This window comes from Rhizobium sp. Root274, from assembly GCF_001429245.1.
Classification (GTDB): Bacteria; Pseudomonadota; Alphaproteobacteria; order Rhizobiales; family Rhizobiaceae; genus Allorhizobium.
The window spans coordinates 1,663,959-1,679,391 of record NZ_LMJE01000001.1 but is presented as its reverse complement, the minus strand read 5'-3'; the positions used below and the strand labels follow the sequence as shown (position 1 = coordinate 1,679,391).

Here is a 15,433-nt window from a genome sequence, read left to right as displayed (position 1 = left end):
ATCAACGCTCCTTGGTATAGGGCACGCCACCGGCCTTCGGCGGGTTGGCAGCGCCGATAAAGCCGGCCAGCAAGATACAAGTGAGGATATAGGGCAGAGCCTGAAAGATCTGCACCGGCACTTCGCCGATGCCCGGAACTGCCTTGCCCTGCATGAAGTTCGCCAGCGCGTCGAGGAAGCCGAACAGCAGGCAGGCAAACATCACGGGTACAGGCTTCCACTTCGCGAAGATGAGTGCCGCAAGCGCGATATAACCCTTGCCCGCCGACATGTCCTTGATGAAGGCTGCCGACTGAGCGATCGCCAGATAGGTGCCGGCAAAGCCGCAGAGGAAGCCCGCAACCAGAACCGCACGGTAGCGCAGGAAGGTCACCGAGATGCCGGCGGTATCGACAGCACCCGGATTTTCACCGACCGCCCGCAGACGGAGGCCGAAACGCGTACGATAGAGCACCCACCAGGAAATCGGCACGGCCAAGAATGCAAGATAGGTCAGGATGTTGTTGCCCGAGATGACGTTCGCATAGATCGGCCCGATGAAGGGCACGTCACGCATCGCGTCGGCTCCGGGCAGGATGATCGGTGCAAAGCGACCGTCATTGGTCACCTGCGGCGTGCGCCCGCCCTGGCCGAACCAGGCCTGGCCAAGCACGACGGTGAGCCCGGCCGCAACGAAGTTGAGAGCAACGCCCGAAATGATCTGATTGCCACGATTGGTGATCGAGGCAAATCCGTGGATCAGCGAGAAGAACAGCGAAATGCCAATCCCGGCGCAAAGTCCGGCCCAGGCGTTGCCTGTCAAATGCGCGGTACAGGCCGCCGCGAACGCGGCAGCCAGCATCTTGCCCTCAAGCCCGATGTCGAAGATGCCGGCGCGTTCAGAAAAGAGACCAGCAAGAGCGGTGAAGATCAGCGGGATCGACAGGCGGATGGTCGATCCGAGAATGCTGATGAGGATGTCGAAGCTATCCATGGTCTGGTCCTCAACCCTTCACAAACGATTGGTAGGCGCGAACGATCATCGGCCGGCACATGAATTCGAGCGCACCGGCAAACAGAATGACGAGGCCCTGGATGACCACGATCATGTCGCGGGTGATGTTCGGCATATCGAAGGAAAGCTCGGCGCCGCCCTGATAGAGAACACCGAACAGGATGGCGGCAATGACGATCCCGAGAGGATGGTTTCGTCCCATCAACGATACGGCAATCCCGACAAAACCGGCGCCGCCGACAAATTCCACCTGCAGGCGTGCCGATGCGCCGAGAACCGGGTTGAGCGCCATCATGCCGGCGAGACCGCCGGAGATCAGCATCGTGATGACCACGATCTTGGTGTAGGAAATGCCGGCATAATCGGCAGCCGAGCGGCTGAGACCCATGGTCCGCATCTCAAAGCCAAGCTTTGTCCGCCAGATCAACACCCAGACCACCACGCACATGACGAGCGCGATGAGGAAGGACACGTTGAACGGGGCAGGGCCGAGCTTGCCACCGAACATGGCGATCAGCCAGTCGAGCTTCGGCAACTGCCCACCTTCAAGGAAGGTGCGCGTTTCCGGCGCCATCTTGCCGGGAACGATGAACACGTTGACCAGCAGATAGACCATAAGCGCCGCACCGATGAAGTTGAACATGATCGTGGTGATGACGATGTGGCTGCCGCGCTTGGCCTGCAGCAGGGCCGGGATCATCGCCCAGGCGGCGCCGAAGAGAGCGGCACCGATGACCGCAAACGGCATCGTCACATACCATGGCACATAATGGTCGAGCGCCAGAGCGGCGAGGGCAGCACCCAGGCCGCCCACATAGGCCTGGCCCTCTGAGCCGATATTGAACAGCCCGGCATGATAGGCGACAGCCACCGAAAGCCCGGTGAAGATGAAGTTCGTCGCGTAGAAGAGCGTAAAGCCGATGCCTTCGCCGCGCCCGAGTGCGCCCTGCAGCATCAGTTGCAGCGCCTCCCATGGGTTTTCGCCGATGATCCAGACCACGAGGCCCGAGACCAGGAAGGCGAGCGTGAGGTTGATCAGCGGCAGCAGCGCATAATTGATCCAGTTCGGAAGGGGTACGGATGCAGTGCTCATCGAATCCTCAAGCGGCAATACCGGCCATCATCAGGCCGAGTGTCTGTTCACCGGCGTCCGGTGTCTTCTCGCCAACCACCTTGCCGGCGAACATCACCAGGATCCGGTCGGACAGCGAACGTATTTCGTCGAGCTCGACGGAAACCAGCAGCACGGCCTTGCCGGCGTCACGCGTTTCGACGATCCGCTTGTGAATGAACTCGATGGCTCCGATATCGACGCCACGGGTAGGCTGCCCTACGATCAGCAGCTTCGGATCCCGCTCGATTTCGCGGGCGACCACGATCTTTTGCTGGTTGCCGCCGGAGAAGTTCGCAGTCTTGAGCCGTGGGTTGGGTGGGCGGATGTCGTATTTCTCGATCTCCGCCACGGCCGCCTTTCGGATCGCCTCCGGATCGAGAAAGAAGCCCTTCCCGTATCGATCGTCGCGATGATAGCCGAGGATCGCGTTCTGGCTTTCCTCGAAGGCAAGCACAAGGCCCATGTGGTGGCGGTCTTCGGGGATATGCGCAACGCCGAGGCCGCGAAGCTCTGCCGGGTCAAGCCCGGCGACGTTCCGCCCGCCGATCCAGATCTCGCCGGAGGTCGGCTTGCGGATGCCGGTGATGGCTTCCAGCAACTCGCTCTGCCCGTTGCCGGCAACGCCAGCAATGCCGACAATCTCCCCGGATCTGACGTCGAACGAGACATTGTCGACCATGGTGACGCCACGGCTGTCCTTGACCGTCAGGTTGCGCACAGAGAGATAGATATCACCTGGATTGGCAGGCTTTTTGTCGACATGCAGCAGCACGCGGCGGCCAACCATCAGCTCGGCCAGTTCCTCGACCGTGGTCTCGGCCGTCTTGCGCGTCGCCACGATCTCGCCGCGCCGCATGACCGACACCGTATCGGTGATCGCCATGATCTCGCGTAGCTTGTGGGTGATCAGGATGACGGTCTTTCCCTGATCGCGCAGGACGCCGAGGATCTTGAACAGGTGATCCGCTTCAGCCGGGGTCAAAACGCCAGTCGGCTCGTCAAGGATCAGGATCTCTGCGCCACGATACAGCGCCTTCAGGATTTCCACGCGCTGCTGCAGGCCTACGGGAAGTTCCTCGACCACCGCGTCGGGATCGACTTCCAGCTCGTAATCTTCTTCCAGCTTCTTGAGGGCTGCCCGGGCGGCGTCGACGCCCTTGGCCAATGTCGCGCCGCCTTCGGCGCCGAGCATCAGGTTTTCCAGCACGGTAAAATTTTCAACCAGCATGAAATGCTGGTGCACCATGCCGATGCCGGCCGTAATTGCCGCCTGGCTGTCGCGGATGGTGATCGGCTTGCCCGCGATCTGGATGGATCCCTGGTCGGCCTGGTAGAAGCCGTAGAGGATCGACATCAGCGTCGACTTGCCGGCGCCATTTTCACCGATGATACCGTGAATGGAGCCTTTGGCGACCGTGAGGTTGATGTTCTTATTGGCGTGCACCGCACCGAACTTCTTGTCGATGCCGATCAGTTCGATCGCCGGTACCTGGCTCGTAGCAGTCATTCCGGTCCCCCAGACATACAAAAAGGGCGCAGAACGACTTGATCGCCGTCCTGCGCCCGGATTTCAGATCACTTCGGGCAGGAATTGTCCGACATGTAGTCGTGCACCTTGACGGTGCCTGCGATGATGTCGGCCTTCGCCTTTTCAACGGCAGCCTTCATTTCCGGGGTGATAAGCTTGGCATTGTTGTCGTCGAGCGCGTAGCCGACGCCGTCTTCTTTGACGCCGAGAGCCAGAAGGCCAGGCGTGAACTTGTCGTTCTTCGCGTCAGAATAGGCGTTATAGACGGCGAGATCGACGCGCTTGACCATAGAGGTCAGGACGGAGCCCGGCTGCAGGTGGTTCTGGTTGGAATCGACGCCGATCGAGAACTTCTTGTTGTCGGCTGCCGTCTGAAGAACACCGAGGCCCGATGCACCGGCTGCCGCGTAGATCACATCAGCGCCCTGGTCGAGCTGGTTCTTGGCCAGTTCACCGCCGCGAACCGGGTCGTTCCAGGCAGCGCCGGTGGTGCCGATCATGTTCTGCAGAACCTCGATGTCAGCCTTGGCAGCGCGTGCGCCCTGCTCATAGCCGCATTCGAACTTGCGGATCAGCGGAATGTCCATGCCGCCGACGAAACCAACCTTGCCGCTGGTCGATGCCATGCCGGCAAGCAGGCCGACGAGGTAAGAACCCTCTTCTTCCTTATAGACGACCGAGCGGACGTTCGGCTTGTCGACAACGGAATCGACGATCACGAACTGCGTGTCGGGGAATTCGGCAGCAACCTTTTCAATGGCCGAAGTCCAGGCGAAGGACACGGCGACGACCGGGTTGAAGCCCTTGGAGGCGAAGTTGCGGATTGCCTGCTCGCCCTGCGTATCGCTGGTCGGTTCGAAATCACGATAGTCGATGCCGGTTTCGGCCTTGAACTTCTCGGCGCCACCATAAGCGGCTTCGTTGAACGACTTGTCGAATTTGCCGCCCGTGCCATAAACCAGCGCCGGCTTGACGTCGGCCGCAAGCGCGGTTGCCGACATCGCGGCCAAGGCAAAGAGACTGAGGAGGGTTTTCTTCATTGTGCAGCCCTGTTTGTTGCTATTGATCTTGTTGGGTCCTCCCGCAAGCCTTCCCGTGAAGAAAGACATGTCTGCGGAACCGCCGCTCCCCTTTTCCAGAGGTCCTGGCTGGCCTGCATCCTTGCATGGCTTGTACGAAAATTCACCAGATTTTTTTCATCTGGTAAAGATTCACACCCGTGCCGAAAATTCAGCGCCGGGTGTGAAAATCTAGTCAGATCAAAGGGATTTGTGCCGCCGCTTTGGGCAGCACGCGTCAGGCCGCGGGGGAGATCGGGCAGGACACGCCGGTTCCGCGAAGTCCGCAATAGCCATTCGGATTCTTGGCAAGATACTGCTGGTGATAATCCTCGGCATAGTAGAACGGGCCGGCATGGGCAATTTCAGTCGTCACCCGGCTGTTATGCCCGGCCTTCACCAAGGCTTCCTGGAACGCGTCGCGCACCCTGATCGCCAGTGCCATGTCTTCCTCCGTCTCGACATAGATGGCCGACCTGTAGGTGGTGCCGATATCGTTCCCCTGGCGCATGCCCTGGGTCGGATCATGCGCCTCGAAGAAGATCTTGAGAAGCGCCTCCAGGCTGATCTTGGCGGGATCATAGACCACCTTGACCACTTCCGTATGACCGGTGAGGCCGGTCACGGTTTCCTGATAGGTCGGATTGGGAGTGATGCCGCCCTGATAACCGGCAGCGGTCACATAGACCCCCGGTGTCTGCCAGAGAAGCCGCTCGGCGCCCCAGAAACAGCCCATTCCTAGATAGATCGTCTGCATCTGCTCCGGATACGGGCCCTTGAGCGGTAAGCCAGAGACGAAATGCGTTTCTGCCGTGGCGAGCGGTTGGGAACGGCCCGGAAGGGCGTTTTCCGCCGTCGGCATCACGGTTTTCTTGTTGAACATGTCGATCAGGAACATCTCGATACTCCTTCTGAGAGGTAAAGTAGTCCGCTGCCGCAACTTGGTCGCAGGCAAAGGCAACCGCGATCGGTTTGACGCGGACCCGTTAGATGAAGGCGGCCGGCGGTGATTTCCGCTCGGCTCAGGCGGCGAAACGGCCGGCCAGCGAGGGCTTCTTGTATCCGACCATCCAGAAGACCAGCGACAGTGCGAACAGCACTACGAAGCCCGGCTGTGGCAAGAGCATATCCTGGACCGCCGACCAGGCCGCAGGCCCGAAACGCATTTCCAGCATGCTCTGCAGTTTCAGCAGCGAGCCTGGGCTGACATCATTCCAGATCGACGCGAGCGGCGTCAGGATCACGCGGGAGGCCGAAACTGATGCAATCGCATCCACCGCCGCAGCGATGGTTCCGACGCAAAGAAACAGCAAACTCAACATTCTGAACGCAAGCCGCACCATACACATCCCCGGCTGAACACGAACGGCAGTCTCCAACCCCACTGCCGTCCGGGACTATAGATAGGGATTTGACAGCCGATGTCAAAATAATGCGAGATTTAGGTTGATCAGTCGGATTTCATGGGTATATATCGCGCCCGACCAACCGCGGTGGTTTGCCCCGCGATCCCCCTGGACAGGTGGCCGAGTGGTTTAAGGCGCACGCCTGGAACGCGTGTGTGCGTGAAAGCGTACCGTGGGTTCGAATCCCACCCTGTCCGCCACCTTCTTCAATATCTTTGTGTCTTCACACCAGCGCCAGCCCGGTCTGTCTGTTGACGTCCTGGCTATGCGTGGCGTGTGAGCGTCTCAACAAGCGGCAGCTGCATCTGGAGCCGCATGAGAAGCAGGGCCATGCCGCTGATCTTGCGCTGAACAAACAGCATTTCCGCCGGCGGAAGATCAAAGCTCTGTCGGTCGGCGGCGATCGGCGCCGTATGCGCGCGCAGCACAGGAATGAGACTGCGATCGGCAAAATCGAGCAACCCGTCGGGCCTCGCGTGCAAATGTTTCAGCCCGATCTGCGCCATGACCCTTAGCGTTCTTCCATGACGCTCCATCTGCGCAGCCGACAGGAAGCCCATGGACGAAAGAGCGTGGAGGACAGCATCGACATCTTGCGAAAGGGCAGCGCGCAACAGCCTGCGATAGGCATCCGACGTCGCGGTAGAGACGGGTCTGGCGGCTCCGAAGTCGAGCAGAACGAGACGGCCTGTGTCGGGTTGCCAGCGAAAATTCGCAAAGTTCGGGTCGGTCTGCATCAGACCAAATTCGAACAGTTCCCGCAGCACCAGGTCAAGCAGCTCTTGTCCTATGCTTCCGCGTCGCTCCGGCGAAGCCTGCTCCAGGGTCTCGATCGGTTCGCCGGCGATGTAGTCCATTGGCAGCACGGTTGGTCGCAGCAGCTCGTCGACAGGTTCCGGCACCAGAAGGCGGTCGTTGCTCGACAAGAGAGCGCGGAAGCGCCGCATCTCCTCAGCCTCCCGCAGGTAATCGGCTTCCTCATGGAGTTGCCGTTTTGCCTCGGCAAGAAGCGGACGCACATCAAGCCCTGCCGGCAACAGTCCGGACATGCGCAGCAAGGTGGCGACATTGTCGACATCGGCGTTGATGCTCGCGGCAATCCCGGGATACTGTACCTTGATCGCAAGCTCCCGACCTGAAGGAAGTCGCGCTCGGTGCACCTGTCCGATCGAGGCTGCCGCTATCGGCTTCGTGTCAAAGCGGACAAAATGTCGGCGCCAGTCTGCGCCCCATGCGTTTGCCAGGGTGCCTGCCAGCTGCTGCGGCGGCATGACATGGGCGCCATCGCGCAGCTGCGCGAGGATCGTGGTGAGTTCTGCTGGAAGCATGTCGCCAGCGTCCAGGGAGATCATCTGGCCCAGCTTCATGGCAGCACCCCTGAGCCGAGACAGCTGGTCCGTCACCCGCAAGGCGTTCGACGGCGTCAGGAGCAGATCGGCAAGCTGCGGCCTCTCCCCTTGCGCCAGCCGCCTGAGCCCTTCGCCAACCACGCCGGTTGCGACGCCCCCAGCAATCTGGCCGAAGGCTGCGAGACGGGCGAGACGGCCCTGGGGCACCGGGCGAAAGCGGTCGCTCATCGCAACCACCGTTGAAGCCGGGGCCGAAATCGCAGAAACGCTTGATAGGCTCGTTCGAACAGCGGGGTGGCCGGCGGCCAGCCGGCGAGCAGACCGAGCGGACGCAAGATGGGTATAGTCCGCCACATTGCGGCAAAGGCCGCCGCTCCTGAAAGCAATCGGCCGTCTTCGAGGGCATGAAAGCGAGACAGGATTTGCCCCCGGTCGATCGGGCAGTCGGTGTCCGGATTGCAAGCATCGACGAAGAGGATAGCCCCGCGCCGATCGAGCCTTCGCATCAGCGCGATTTCGCGTTGGCACAGTGGACATCCGCTGTCGAACCAGATCGTGACGCGCTCGTTCATCTCTGGTCTCCATTGAGAGACATCAGCATCGGGATCTTCTCCTTGAGAGGAAAGAAGCCCTTCCCGCAATATGGCCAAGCGTCAACGTCCCAGGATCGTTGATATTCGGTGAGGGCCAAACCTTCACGCTCGGCGTCAACCTTGAGCGCCGACAACCTGTCAGCAATCGGCCCGACAGGGGCAAAGCCGGTCACGATCTGCCGGAATCCGACAGTTCTTGCCAATCGTAGATCGGAGACACCGAAGGGGCCGAGCACCTGTGTATCTGGCCATCTCTGACGGGCACGCGCCAGTGCGTCGGCAAGCGCCACCGCGTCTGCCTCGCTGTCACCTGGGAGCACCGCGAGCGCGTCGATCGACAAGGCGCCAATTTGCGGCAAGGTTTCCAGCGACAGATCCTCAGCAGTCAGCAGCAGCAGGCTCGACACCCCTTTCTGCAGAGGCACAGCCGGGCGTGGTGCAGATGCTTCGGGACTGTCGATACTGTCGGCGGGGATAAGGGCTCGCCTTGCAAGCCCCTGCGGTGAAAAGCGGCCCTGCGTCATGGCCCGAATGCGCTCGCCGTCGGCAAGATAGGCCTTGCCCTTGGTGTGAAGCCCCGCAACCCAGCGCCAGGAGAGGGTGTTGGAGGCTGGATCTGCATCGATAAGGCGCGAGAACATGTGGGCGGCGCCCAGTTCCCACGGCAGGCCGAGCGTAAAGATCCAGATGGAGGCGAACTGCATGCGCGCCCAGTTGTGCAGATAACCGGTTTCATTCAACTCGGCAGCCCAGGCGTCGAAACAGTCGATGCCGCTACGCCCCTCAACAGCCTGAGAAAACCGCGTTGCCCGATCGCGATCGTGGTCGAGCCATTGCTTTTCGTGATCCACGGCCCGCAAATAGCCAGCCCAAACCGAAGGCCGTTGTTCGAGCCACCCTTTCCAATAGGTGCGCCAAAAGACCTCGCTGATGAACTTTTCGCCGGCGTCCAGTCCCTGTTCGTCCACGACGGCCGAGACGACTTCCTGCTCGCTGATCAGCCGCCTTCGCAGCGCAGGCGACAGGCCTGACACATGCTGATGCCGGCCCGGACCCAGATCCAGGTTTCGCAGCCGGGCGTAGTGCGTGCCCGCCTTGGGTGCGAACTCCCGCAGCCGCGCCAATGCCGCCTCCCGGGTGAGAGGAGCGTAAGTCGGTCCTGAGCGGAGTTGCGGAGTAGCCACGGATCATCCCGTCGGGCAGTTAAAGAATACAACAGCGAGTACGCCACCACCTGTGCCTCGGATCAGAAAAACAGGTCAGTTGAGGATGCGGCATCGCGACGCTGTGTACCGGAGGCCTGTCAGCCGGCTGTAGGACCCGAAATCTTCGCCATCCAGCCGAGGCCTTCTTGCGTGATACCTGCCGGCCGATACTCGCATCCCACGTAGCCTTGATAGCCGATGGCATCGATCTCGGCGAAGATGCGTCGGTCGTCGAGTTCTCCGGTCATCGGCTCGTGCCGCTCCGGAACCGAAGCCGTCTGGATGTGACCGATCAGCGGGGCGAGGCGCCTCAAGGCCATGATCACGTCGCCATGGAGGATCTGCCGGTGGTAGATGTCGAATTGCAGTTGCACATGAGGGGCATCGACCTCCGCGATAAACGCGATTGCGCGGTCGAAGTCATCGAGGAAGTAACCCGGCATGTCGCGGCCATTGATCGGTTCAATCACCAAGCCTAGACCAGCCTTGTCCGTCAGGTCGGTCGCCCGCTTCAGGTTCTCCCGATAGGTATTGCTGGCAGCCGCATCGCGCGCCTGGGCGATGCCCGCCATCATGTGCAGCCGTGCCGGTCCGATGACACGGGCATAGGCGATCGCTCGATGTAAGCCTTCAGCAAATTCCGCTTCGCGACCCGGCAAAGCGGCAAGCCCACGCTCGCCTGCATTCCAGTTGCCCGGGGGCATGTTGAATAGGGCCGGTGTGAGCCCGGCCTCGGCAAGTTTGGCGGCAATAACCTCCGCCGGAAACTCATAGGGAAATAAAAACTCGACGGCTGTGAAACCGCAATCAGCCGCTGCCTGGAACCGGTGGAGGAACGGCACCTCCGTGAACATCATCGATAAATTGGCGGCGAATATGGGCACGTGCTTCCTTCGCAAATGACAAGGGTAAACCGGGTTCAGGGCCGAAAAGTGGCTCTATTGTAGGGGTGGCGGCGTTCGCAATCCCGAAGTCTTTAGGGGTTCGAGCCTTGAGACCAAGACCGATGCTCAAATCATAATCAGATGGCATTGCATTCAGTGCATAGCTGCAGTGCAGCATTGGCGATTGGAATTCTCGGTTTTTGGCGTATGTTCATAGTCATCGAAGCAATGCACCTCCTCCCGCAGAGCTTCGACGCAGAACGACCACTCCTCCTCCCAAGGTCGTTCTACTGAACACTGGCACTCCTCCTCCCAGTCGGTGTTCAAACTTTTCGGAAAGCCTGCCGCACCTCCTCCCGCGGCAGGCTTTTTCGTTTTCAGCCCTTCTCACGTCGACCATTTATCGCCACCGGACAGACGTCCGATGGCCCTTCGGGTTCAGGTGACACAGCGTTTCCGCTCAACCTTGCCGCATGAAACGCTGGATCAGTTCGGCGAGCGCTTCCGGCTGCTCGATTGAGGGAATGTGGGCGCATTCTTCGATGATCTCGAAGCGGGCGCCTGGGATGAGCTCTGCCGCAGCCTGCACCGTCTCAGGTGGAGTTGAACCGTCTTGGTCGCCGACCACCACAAGCGTCGGAACAGTGATCGTTGACAGAACATCGGAGAAATCGGTGTCGCGAAGGGCCGCGCACGTCGAGAGATATCCGGCAACCGGCTGGCGAGTCATCATCAGGCGGTAGCCGGCGAGCTCATCGGCACGATCCTCGTGAAAGGCGGGCGTGAACCATCGCGCCATCGCATTGTCGGCAGCACTGTCCAGTCCACCCTTTTCGATCCCGGCCATTCGCTCGCCCCAGATCGCGGCACTGCCGATGCGCGGAGCCGTGTCGCACAAAACCAGCTTGCGGAAGAGGTCCGGCCGAGCTTTCCAGAGGCCCTGACAGACCAGACCTCCGACAGAGAGGCCGCAGAAAGTCGCCTTGCGAATACCGAGCTCGTCGCACAGTCCGGCGAGATCGCCCACCAGTTCATCCATGCCGAAGGGGGCGTCGGCGCCACCGGAAAGCCCGTGGCCGCGGCTGTCATAGAGTAGGACGGACACGTCGTCGCCGAGCTCGTCAAAGAGTGGCAGCCAGATACGGAAATCCGTGCCCAGGCCGTTCGAAAAAACGATCAGGTTATTGGCCTTCGCTTCCCCGATCAGTTCGTAATGCATCAGGTGGCCGTTGATGGTCTTGAACGCCAAGGGTTGTTCCTCCGTTGGGCGGGCATCTCCGGTTCGCCAATAGGGCGGCGTTGTGCAGGGAGATGCCATGAAAGGGATGGGTGCGTGTAGGCGCAAAATCCTGCACGGCTCAATGATCAGTGTGCTTCGTCCCAGTTATTGGCAGCGCGTGCATCGACCTTCAGCGGCACCCGCATCGAGACAGCTGGCATCGCGGCATTCTCCATGACGTCGACGATCACGGGCATGGCCGCATCGACGGCGTCGTCCTCGACTTCGAAGATCAGTTCGTCATGCACCTGCAGCAGCATGCGGCAACGCTCGGCAAGGCCCGCTGCGGCAAGAGCGGGCTCGATCTGGATCATCGCGCGGCGGATGATGTCCGCCGCCGATCCCTGGATCGGCGCATTGATTGCAGCGCGCTCGTTGAAGGCACGCATCGAGGGGTTGGAAGACTTGATCTCCGGGTAATGCGCGCGCCTGCCGAAGATGGTCTCCACATAGCCCTTTTCGCGGGCGAAGGCCTTGGTGGCCTCCATGTAATCCTTGATGCCCGGAAAACGCTCGAAATACTTCTTGATGTAATCGCCCGCTTCCGAGCGTTCGATGCTCAGCTGATTGGCAAGGCCAAACGCGGATATCCCGTAGATGATGCCGAAATTGATGGCTTTCGCCCGGCGCCTTACCTCCGACGGCATGCCCTCGACCGGTACGCCGAACATTTCCGACGCCGTCATGGCATGAATGTCGATGCCATCCGCAAAGGCCTGACGCAGCTGCGGGATATCGGCAACATGGGCGAGAACGCGCAGTTCGATCTGGCTATAATCGGCCGACAGCAACTTATGGCCGGGCGTCGAGATAAAGGCCGTGCGGATCTTGCGGCCCTCTGCCGTGCGCACCGGGATGTTCTGCAGGTTCGGCTCGGAGGAGGAGAGCCGCCCGGTGGTGGTCGAGGCGAGCGAATAACCCGTATGCACCCGCTTGGTCTGCGGATGCACATAGCCCGGAAGCGCATCGGTATAGGTGGACTTGAGCTTGGTTAGCTGCCGCCAGTCGACGATCTTGCGCGGCAGCGGGGCCCCTTCCGCTGCCAGGTCTTCGAGCACCTGGGCAGAGGTCGACCATTGGCCGGTCTTGGTTTTAGAGCCGCCGGGCAGGCCCATGCGACCAAACAGAATATCGCCCAGCTGCTTCGGCGAGCCGATATTGAAGCGCTCGCCGGCAAGGGCATAGACCTCGTCTTCCGCCGCCGCCGCCTTTTGTGCCAGTTCGCCGGACAGACGCGACAGGATCTGGCGGTCGACGGTGATGCCGCGCTCCTCCATATTCGCCAGCACCGGCACAAGCGGCCGCTCCAGCCGCTCATAGATCCGGGTCAGGCCTTCGGCTGCGAGCCGGGGCTTCAGAACCAGCCACAGGCGCAGCGTTACATCGGCATCCTCGGCGGCATAGGCCGTGGCGCGGTCGATATCGACGAGATCGAAGGTGACGGAAGACTTGCCGGAGCCGGTCACGTCTTTGAAGGCGATCGGCTTATGACCGAGCCATCGTTCCGACAGCGTGTCCATGCCATGATTGCCCTTCCCGGCATCCAGCACATAGGACATCAGCATCGTGTCGTCGAAGGACTGAAGCACAATGCCGTAGCGCTTCATGATCAGGTAGTCGTATTTCAGGTTCTGGACCACCTTGAGTACGGCGGGGTCTTCAAGCACGCCCTTCATGGCCGCAAGGGCTGCAGCCATCGGGATCTGTCCGTCTGCATGCCCGCCGCCCAACAGGTCGCCGACGCCGGAGCGATGACCAAGCGGCACATAGGCCGCGCGAATATCTGTTGAGCCCGGCGACAAGACATTATCCTGAATCGCGAAGGACACGCCAACGAGGTCCGCCTGCATGGGATCGAGCGAGGTGCTTTCCGTGTCGAAGGCGACCACGCCCGTTTCGCGGGCCGCCGCGAGCCAGAGCTCGAGTGTCTCCACATCGCGGATGGTCACATATCTGGACCGGTCGATCGGCTTTCCGGCAAGAGTTTCGGCCCGGATTCGGGCGAGGTCTGCAGGCGCCTTGCCGCTTGCCCCGTTCGAACTCGTGGTGGGGGAGGTGCTTTCGCCGGTCGATGGCTGATCGGCGGAGGCCGATCCCGCATCGAGATCGGGTCCGTGGGCTGCATCACCCCATTCCACCGGAACCACGGCTGGGTCGATGGCGCCTGCATCGCAATCACAGGTCTCGGCCACACGACGCGTCAGCGTGGTGAATTCCATCGCCTTCAGGAAGCCGATCAGCTTCGGTCCGTCCTGCGGTTCAAGGACAAGATCCTCAAGTTTCATCTCGAGCGGCACATCGGTCCGCAACTCCACCAGCTGCCGCGAAACCCGCGCCAGTTCGGCATTGGCGACAATACTTTCGCGGCGCTTGACCTGCTTGATCTCGCCGGCGCGGGCAAGCAGCGTTTCGAGGTCACCGAATTCTTCCAGGAGCTGGGCTGCGGTCTTTGGGCCGATGCCGGGGATGCCGGGAACGTTGTCGGTCGAATCGCCGGTCATCGCCTGCAGGTCGATCATCTTTTCCGGCGGCACGCCCCATTTCTCGATGACGTCGGGAATGCCGATCTGCTTGTCCTTCATCGCGTCGTACATATGCACATTTGCGGTGACGAGCTGCATCAGGTCCTTGTCGGATGACACGATCGTCACGTCCGCACCCACGGCTTCGGCCTGGCGGGCGTAAGTCGCGATGATGTCGTCGGCCTCGAAGCCTTCGGTCTCGATGCAGGGCAGGTTGAAGGCGCGAGTGGCATGGCGGATCAGGCCGAACTGCGGAATGAGGTCTTCCGGCGGCGCCGAACGGTTCGCCTTGTAGAGCGGATAGATTTCCTTGCGGAACGTCGTCGACGAATAGTCGAAGATGACAGCGAGATGGGTCGGCGTCACCCCGACATCGGTGTTGCGAGCATCCCGCAGCAACTTCCACAGCATGTTGCAGAAGCCCGAGACCGCGTTGACGGGAAGGCCGTCCGACTTGCGGTTGAGGGCAGGAATAGCGTGGAAGGCGCGGAAGATGAAGCCCGAGCCGTCGACGAGAAAGAGATGATCGCCTTTGTTCATGAGCGCATGGATAACGCGAGGCGACAGAAACGTCCATGACGGTTTGGATGAGGCGTTCGGAAAAGACCGGGACAGACTGCGCTCTGGCCTTGTCGACCAGAGGAAACATTCACGAAAAGCTTACCGATTTGTAATCCCGGCTTCCCTTGAAAAACCACATTTGGAACCTCAGATCTTGGTCATCGACGTCTGATCACGTCGTAGTCTGAATGAGGCTCGTCCCCCGCCGCGTCAGACTCGGGCAAAGGCCTTATCCCCCTCTCCGGGCCTTTGTCCCCATATTCCGGAGCCGTCGTGGCAGTCCCCGCCTCAAGCCACGGCGGCTTCCGAATAAAAGACCGCATTTCATGAATGGTCAGCCAGAGGAACGCATCGCCTGCGATGCTTTTCCGCGCTACAGTCAGCGACACATATTCCCAAACCTCTCTTGCGACATTGTCGAGCCATGGCCAATGACCGCCCGGAATCTGCCACGCAACTGGCGACGCAGTTCGCCCGGAGCGTGACGCGTGTGCTGCAGACCCGGGCCGCGCTGCTCGGTTTCTCTCCCGGACAGTTCCCTGTTCTCATCGAATTGTGGGAGGAGGAGGGGCTGACCCAGCGGCAATTGCTCGATCGGGTGGATGTCGAACAGGCCACCATGGCCAACACGCTGGCTCGGATGGAGCGCGACGGCTTGATCGAACGGCGCGTTCATCCCCGCGACAAGCGCGCCCAGCAGATTTTTTTGACCGAGAAGGCGCGCGCGATGCGCGAAGAGGCGCTGGCTCTGGCAGGGGAAGCGGAAGAGGCAGTCTTCACGGGCTTTCGGCGCTTCGAAAAGGAGCTGCTTAAGGAGTATATGCGCTGGGCCATCGCCAACGCCCGCAAACTTTGACAGGCAGCCGGATTGTTGCCGGCAAAAAAACCGCTGTCCCATGCCTCGAAACATCGGAGGCTTTGCTCTATCGTCCGCCGCGAT

Annotated in this window: 13 protein-coding genes and 1 tRNA gene; 2 read left to right on the top strand and 12 right to left on the bottom strand. The window is 60.9% G+C overall.

Annotation, left to right across the window (positions count from 1 at the left end):
* Position 1: 1 nt before the first annotated feature.
* The 6 genes from ASE36_RS08335 to ASE36_RS08310 all read right to left on the bottom strand — a co-directional run bounded on the left by ASE36_RS08335 (position 2) and on the right by ASE36_RS08310 (position 6,037).
* Positions 2 to 973: an ABC transporter permease gene (locus tag ASE36_RS08335; protein ID WP_062277597.1), complete on the bottom strand. Its 972-nt coding sequence runs from the start codon at positions 971 to 973 to the stop codon at positions 2 to 4.
* Between the two features lie 10 nt (positions 974 to 983).
* Positions 984 to 2,087, bottom strand: a complete 1,104-nt coding sequence (locus tag ASE36_RS08330) for an ABC transporter permease (protein ID WP_062277593.1) — start codon at positions 2,085 to 2,087, stop codon at positions 984 to 986.
* Between the two features lie 7 nt (positions 2,088 to 2,094).
* Positions 2,095 to 3,615 (bottom strand): ABC transporter ATP-binding protein, encoded by a 1,521-nt coding sequence (locus ASE36_RS08325; RefSeq protein WP_062277591.1) that lies wholly within the window; start codon positions 3,613 to 3,615, stop codon positions 2,095 to 2,097.
* Positions 3,616 to 3,683: 68 nt separating this feature from the next.
* Positions 3,684 to 4,676, bottom strand: a complete 993-nt coding sequence (locus ASE36_RS08320) for a BMP family lipoprotein (RefSeq protein ID WP_062278221.1) — start codon at positions 4,674 to 4,676, stop codon at positions 3,684 to 3,686.
* A 256-nt stretch (positions 4,677 to 4,932) separates the two neighbouring features.
* Positions 4,933 to 5,592 (bottom strand): peptide-methionine (S)-S-oxide reductase MsrA, encoded by a 660-nt coding sequence (gene msrA / locus ASE36_RS08315; RefSeq protein ID WP_062277589.1) that lies wholly within the window; start codon positions 5,590 to 5,592, stop codon positions 4,933 to 4,935.
* A gap of 124 nt (positions 5,593 to 5,716) precedes the next feature.
* A complete protein-coding gene (locus ASE36_RS08310; RefSeq protein WP_062277585.1) occupies positions 5,717 to 6,037 on the bottom strand; it encodes a hypothetical protein in 321 nt (106 codons plus the stop codon).
* A gap of 173 nt (positions 6,038 to 6,210) precedes the next feature.
* On the opposite strand from ASE36_RS08310, the gene ASE36_RS08305 reads away from it, so the two are divergent.
* Positions 6,211 to 6,300: transfer RNA gene (locus ASE36_RS08305), tRNA-Ser, on the top strand.
* A gap of 63 nt (positions 6,301 to 6,363) precedes the next feature.
* Here ASE36_RS08305 and ASE36_RS08300 read toward each other — a convergent pair.
* The 6 genes from ASE36_RS08300 to polA all read right to left on the bottom strand — a co-directional run bounded on the left by ASE36_RS08300 (position 6,364) and on the right by polA (position 14,472).
* On the bottom strand, positions 6,364 to 7,677 hold the full coding sequence (locus ASE36_RS08300; RefSeq protein ID WP_062277582.1) for an ABC1 kinase family protein: 1,314 nt from the start codon (positions 7,675 to 7,677) through the stop codon (positions 6,364 to 6,366).
* On the bottom strand, positions 7,674 to 8,021 hold the full coding sequence (locus ASE36_RS08295) for a thiol-disulfide oxidoreductase DCC family protein (RefSeq protein WP_062277579.1): 348 nt from the start codon (positions 8,019 to 8,021) through the stop codon (positions 7,674 to 7,676). The genes ASE36_RS08300 and ASE36_RS08295 overlap by 4 nt, the downstream gene beginning before the upstream one ends.
* The gene (locus tag ASE36_RS08290) at positions 8,018 to 9,166 is read right to left on the bottom strand and encodes an FAD-binding domain-containing protein (protein ID WP_244474682.1); all 1,149 of its coding nucleotides are present in this window, start codon (positions 9,164 to 9,166) and stop codon (positions 8,018 to 8,020) included. Before ASE36_RS08290 ends, ASE36_RS08295 begins: the two co-directional genes overlap by 4 nt.
* A 179-nt stretch (positions 9,167 to 9,345) precedes the next feature.
* Positions 9,346 to 10,131 (bottom strand): 2-oxo-tetronate isomerase, encoded by a 786-nt coding sequence (gene otnI / locus ASE36_RS08285; protein WP_062277573.1) that lies wholly within the window; start codon positions 10,129 to 10,131, stop codon positions 9,346 to 9,348.
* Positions 10,132 to 10,591: 460 nt separating this feature from the next.
* A complete protein-coding gene (pcaD, locus tag ASE36_RS08280; RefSeq protein WP_062277570.1) occupies positions 10,592 to 11,380 on the bottom strand; it encodes a 3-oxoadipate enol-lactonase in 789 nt (262 codons plus the stop codon).
* A gap of 116 nt (positions 11,381 to 11,496) precedes the next feature.
* On the bottom strand, positions 11,497 to 14,472 hold the full coding sequence (polA, locus tag ASE36_RS08275; protein WP_062277567.1) for a DNA polymerase I: 2,976 nt from the start codon (positions 14,470 to 14,472) through the stop codon (positions 11,497 to 11,499).
* Between the two features lie 445 nt (positions 14,473 to 14,917).
* Between polA and ASE36_RS08270 the strand changes: the two genes are divergently transcribed.
* Complete coding sequence (locus tag ASE36_RS08270) at positions 14,918 to 15,349, top strand: MarR family winged helix-turn-helix transcriptional regulator (protein ID WP_062277564.1); 432 nt, start codon at positions 14,918 to 14,920, stop codon at positions 15,347 to 15,349.
* Positions 15,350 to 15,433: the final 84 nt, after the last annotated feature.

Excerpts from the sequence above, each read along its gene's own strand:
- ASE36_RS08335 (WP_062277597.1), bottom strand. The coding sequence starts at position 973 with ATGGATAGCTTCGACATCCTCATCAGCATTCTCGGATCGACCATCCGC.
- ASE36_RS08330 (WP_062277593.1), bottom strand. The coding sequence starts at position 2,087 with ATGAGCACTGCATCCGTACCCCTTCCGAACTGGATCAATTATGCGCTG.
- ASE36_RS08325 (WP_062277591.1), bottom strand. The coding sequence starts at position 3,615 with ATGACTGCTACGAGCCAGGTACCGGCGATCGAACTGATCGGCATCGAC.
- ASE36_RS08320 (WP_062278221.1), bottom strand. The coding sequence starts at position 4,676 with ATGAAGAAAACCCTCCTCAGTCTCTTTGCCTTGGCCGCGATGTCGGCA.
- msrA (WP_062277589.1), bottom strand. The coding sequence starts at position 5,592 with ATGTTCCTGATCGACATGTTCAACAAGAAAACCGTGATGCCGACGGCG.
- ASE36_RS08310 (WP_062277585.1), bottom strand. The coding sequence starts at position 6,037 with ATGGTGCGGCTTGCGTTCAGAATGTTGAGTTTGCTGTTTCTTTGCGTC.
- ASE36_RS08300 (WP_062277582.1), bottom strand. The coding sequence starts at position 7,677 with ATGAGCGACCGCTTTCGCCCGGTGCCCCAGGGCCGTCTCGCCCGTCTC.
- ASE36_RS08295 (WP_062277579.1), bottom strand. The coding sequence starts at position 8,021 with ATGAACGAGCGCGTCACGATCTGGTTCGACAGCGGATGTCCACTGTGC.
- polA (WP_062277567.1), bottom strand. The coding sequence starts at position 14,472 with ATGAACAAAGGCGATCATCTCTTTCTCGTCGACGGCTCGGGCTTCATC.
- ASE36_RS08270 (WP_062277564.1), top strand. The coding sequence starts at position 14,918 with ATGGCCAATGACCGCCCGGAATCTGCCACGCAACTGGCGACGCAGTTC.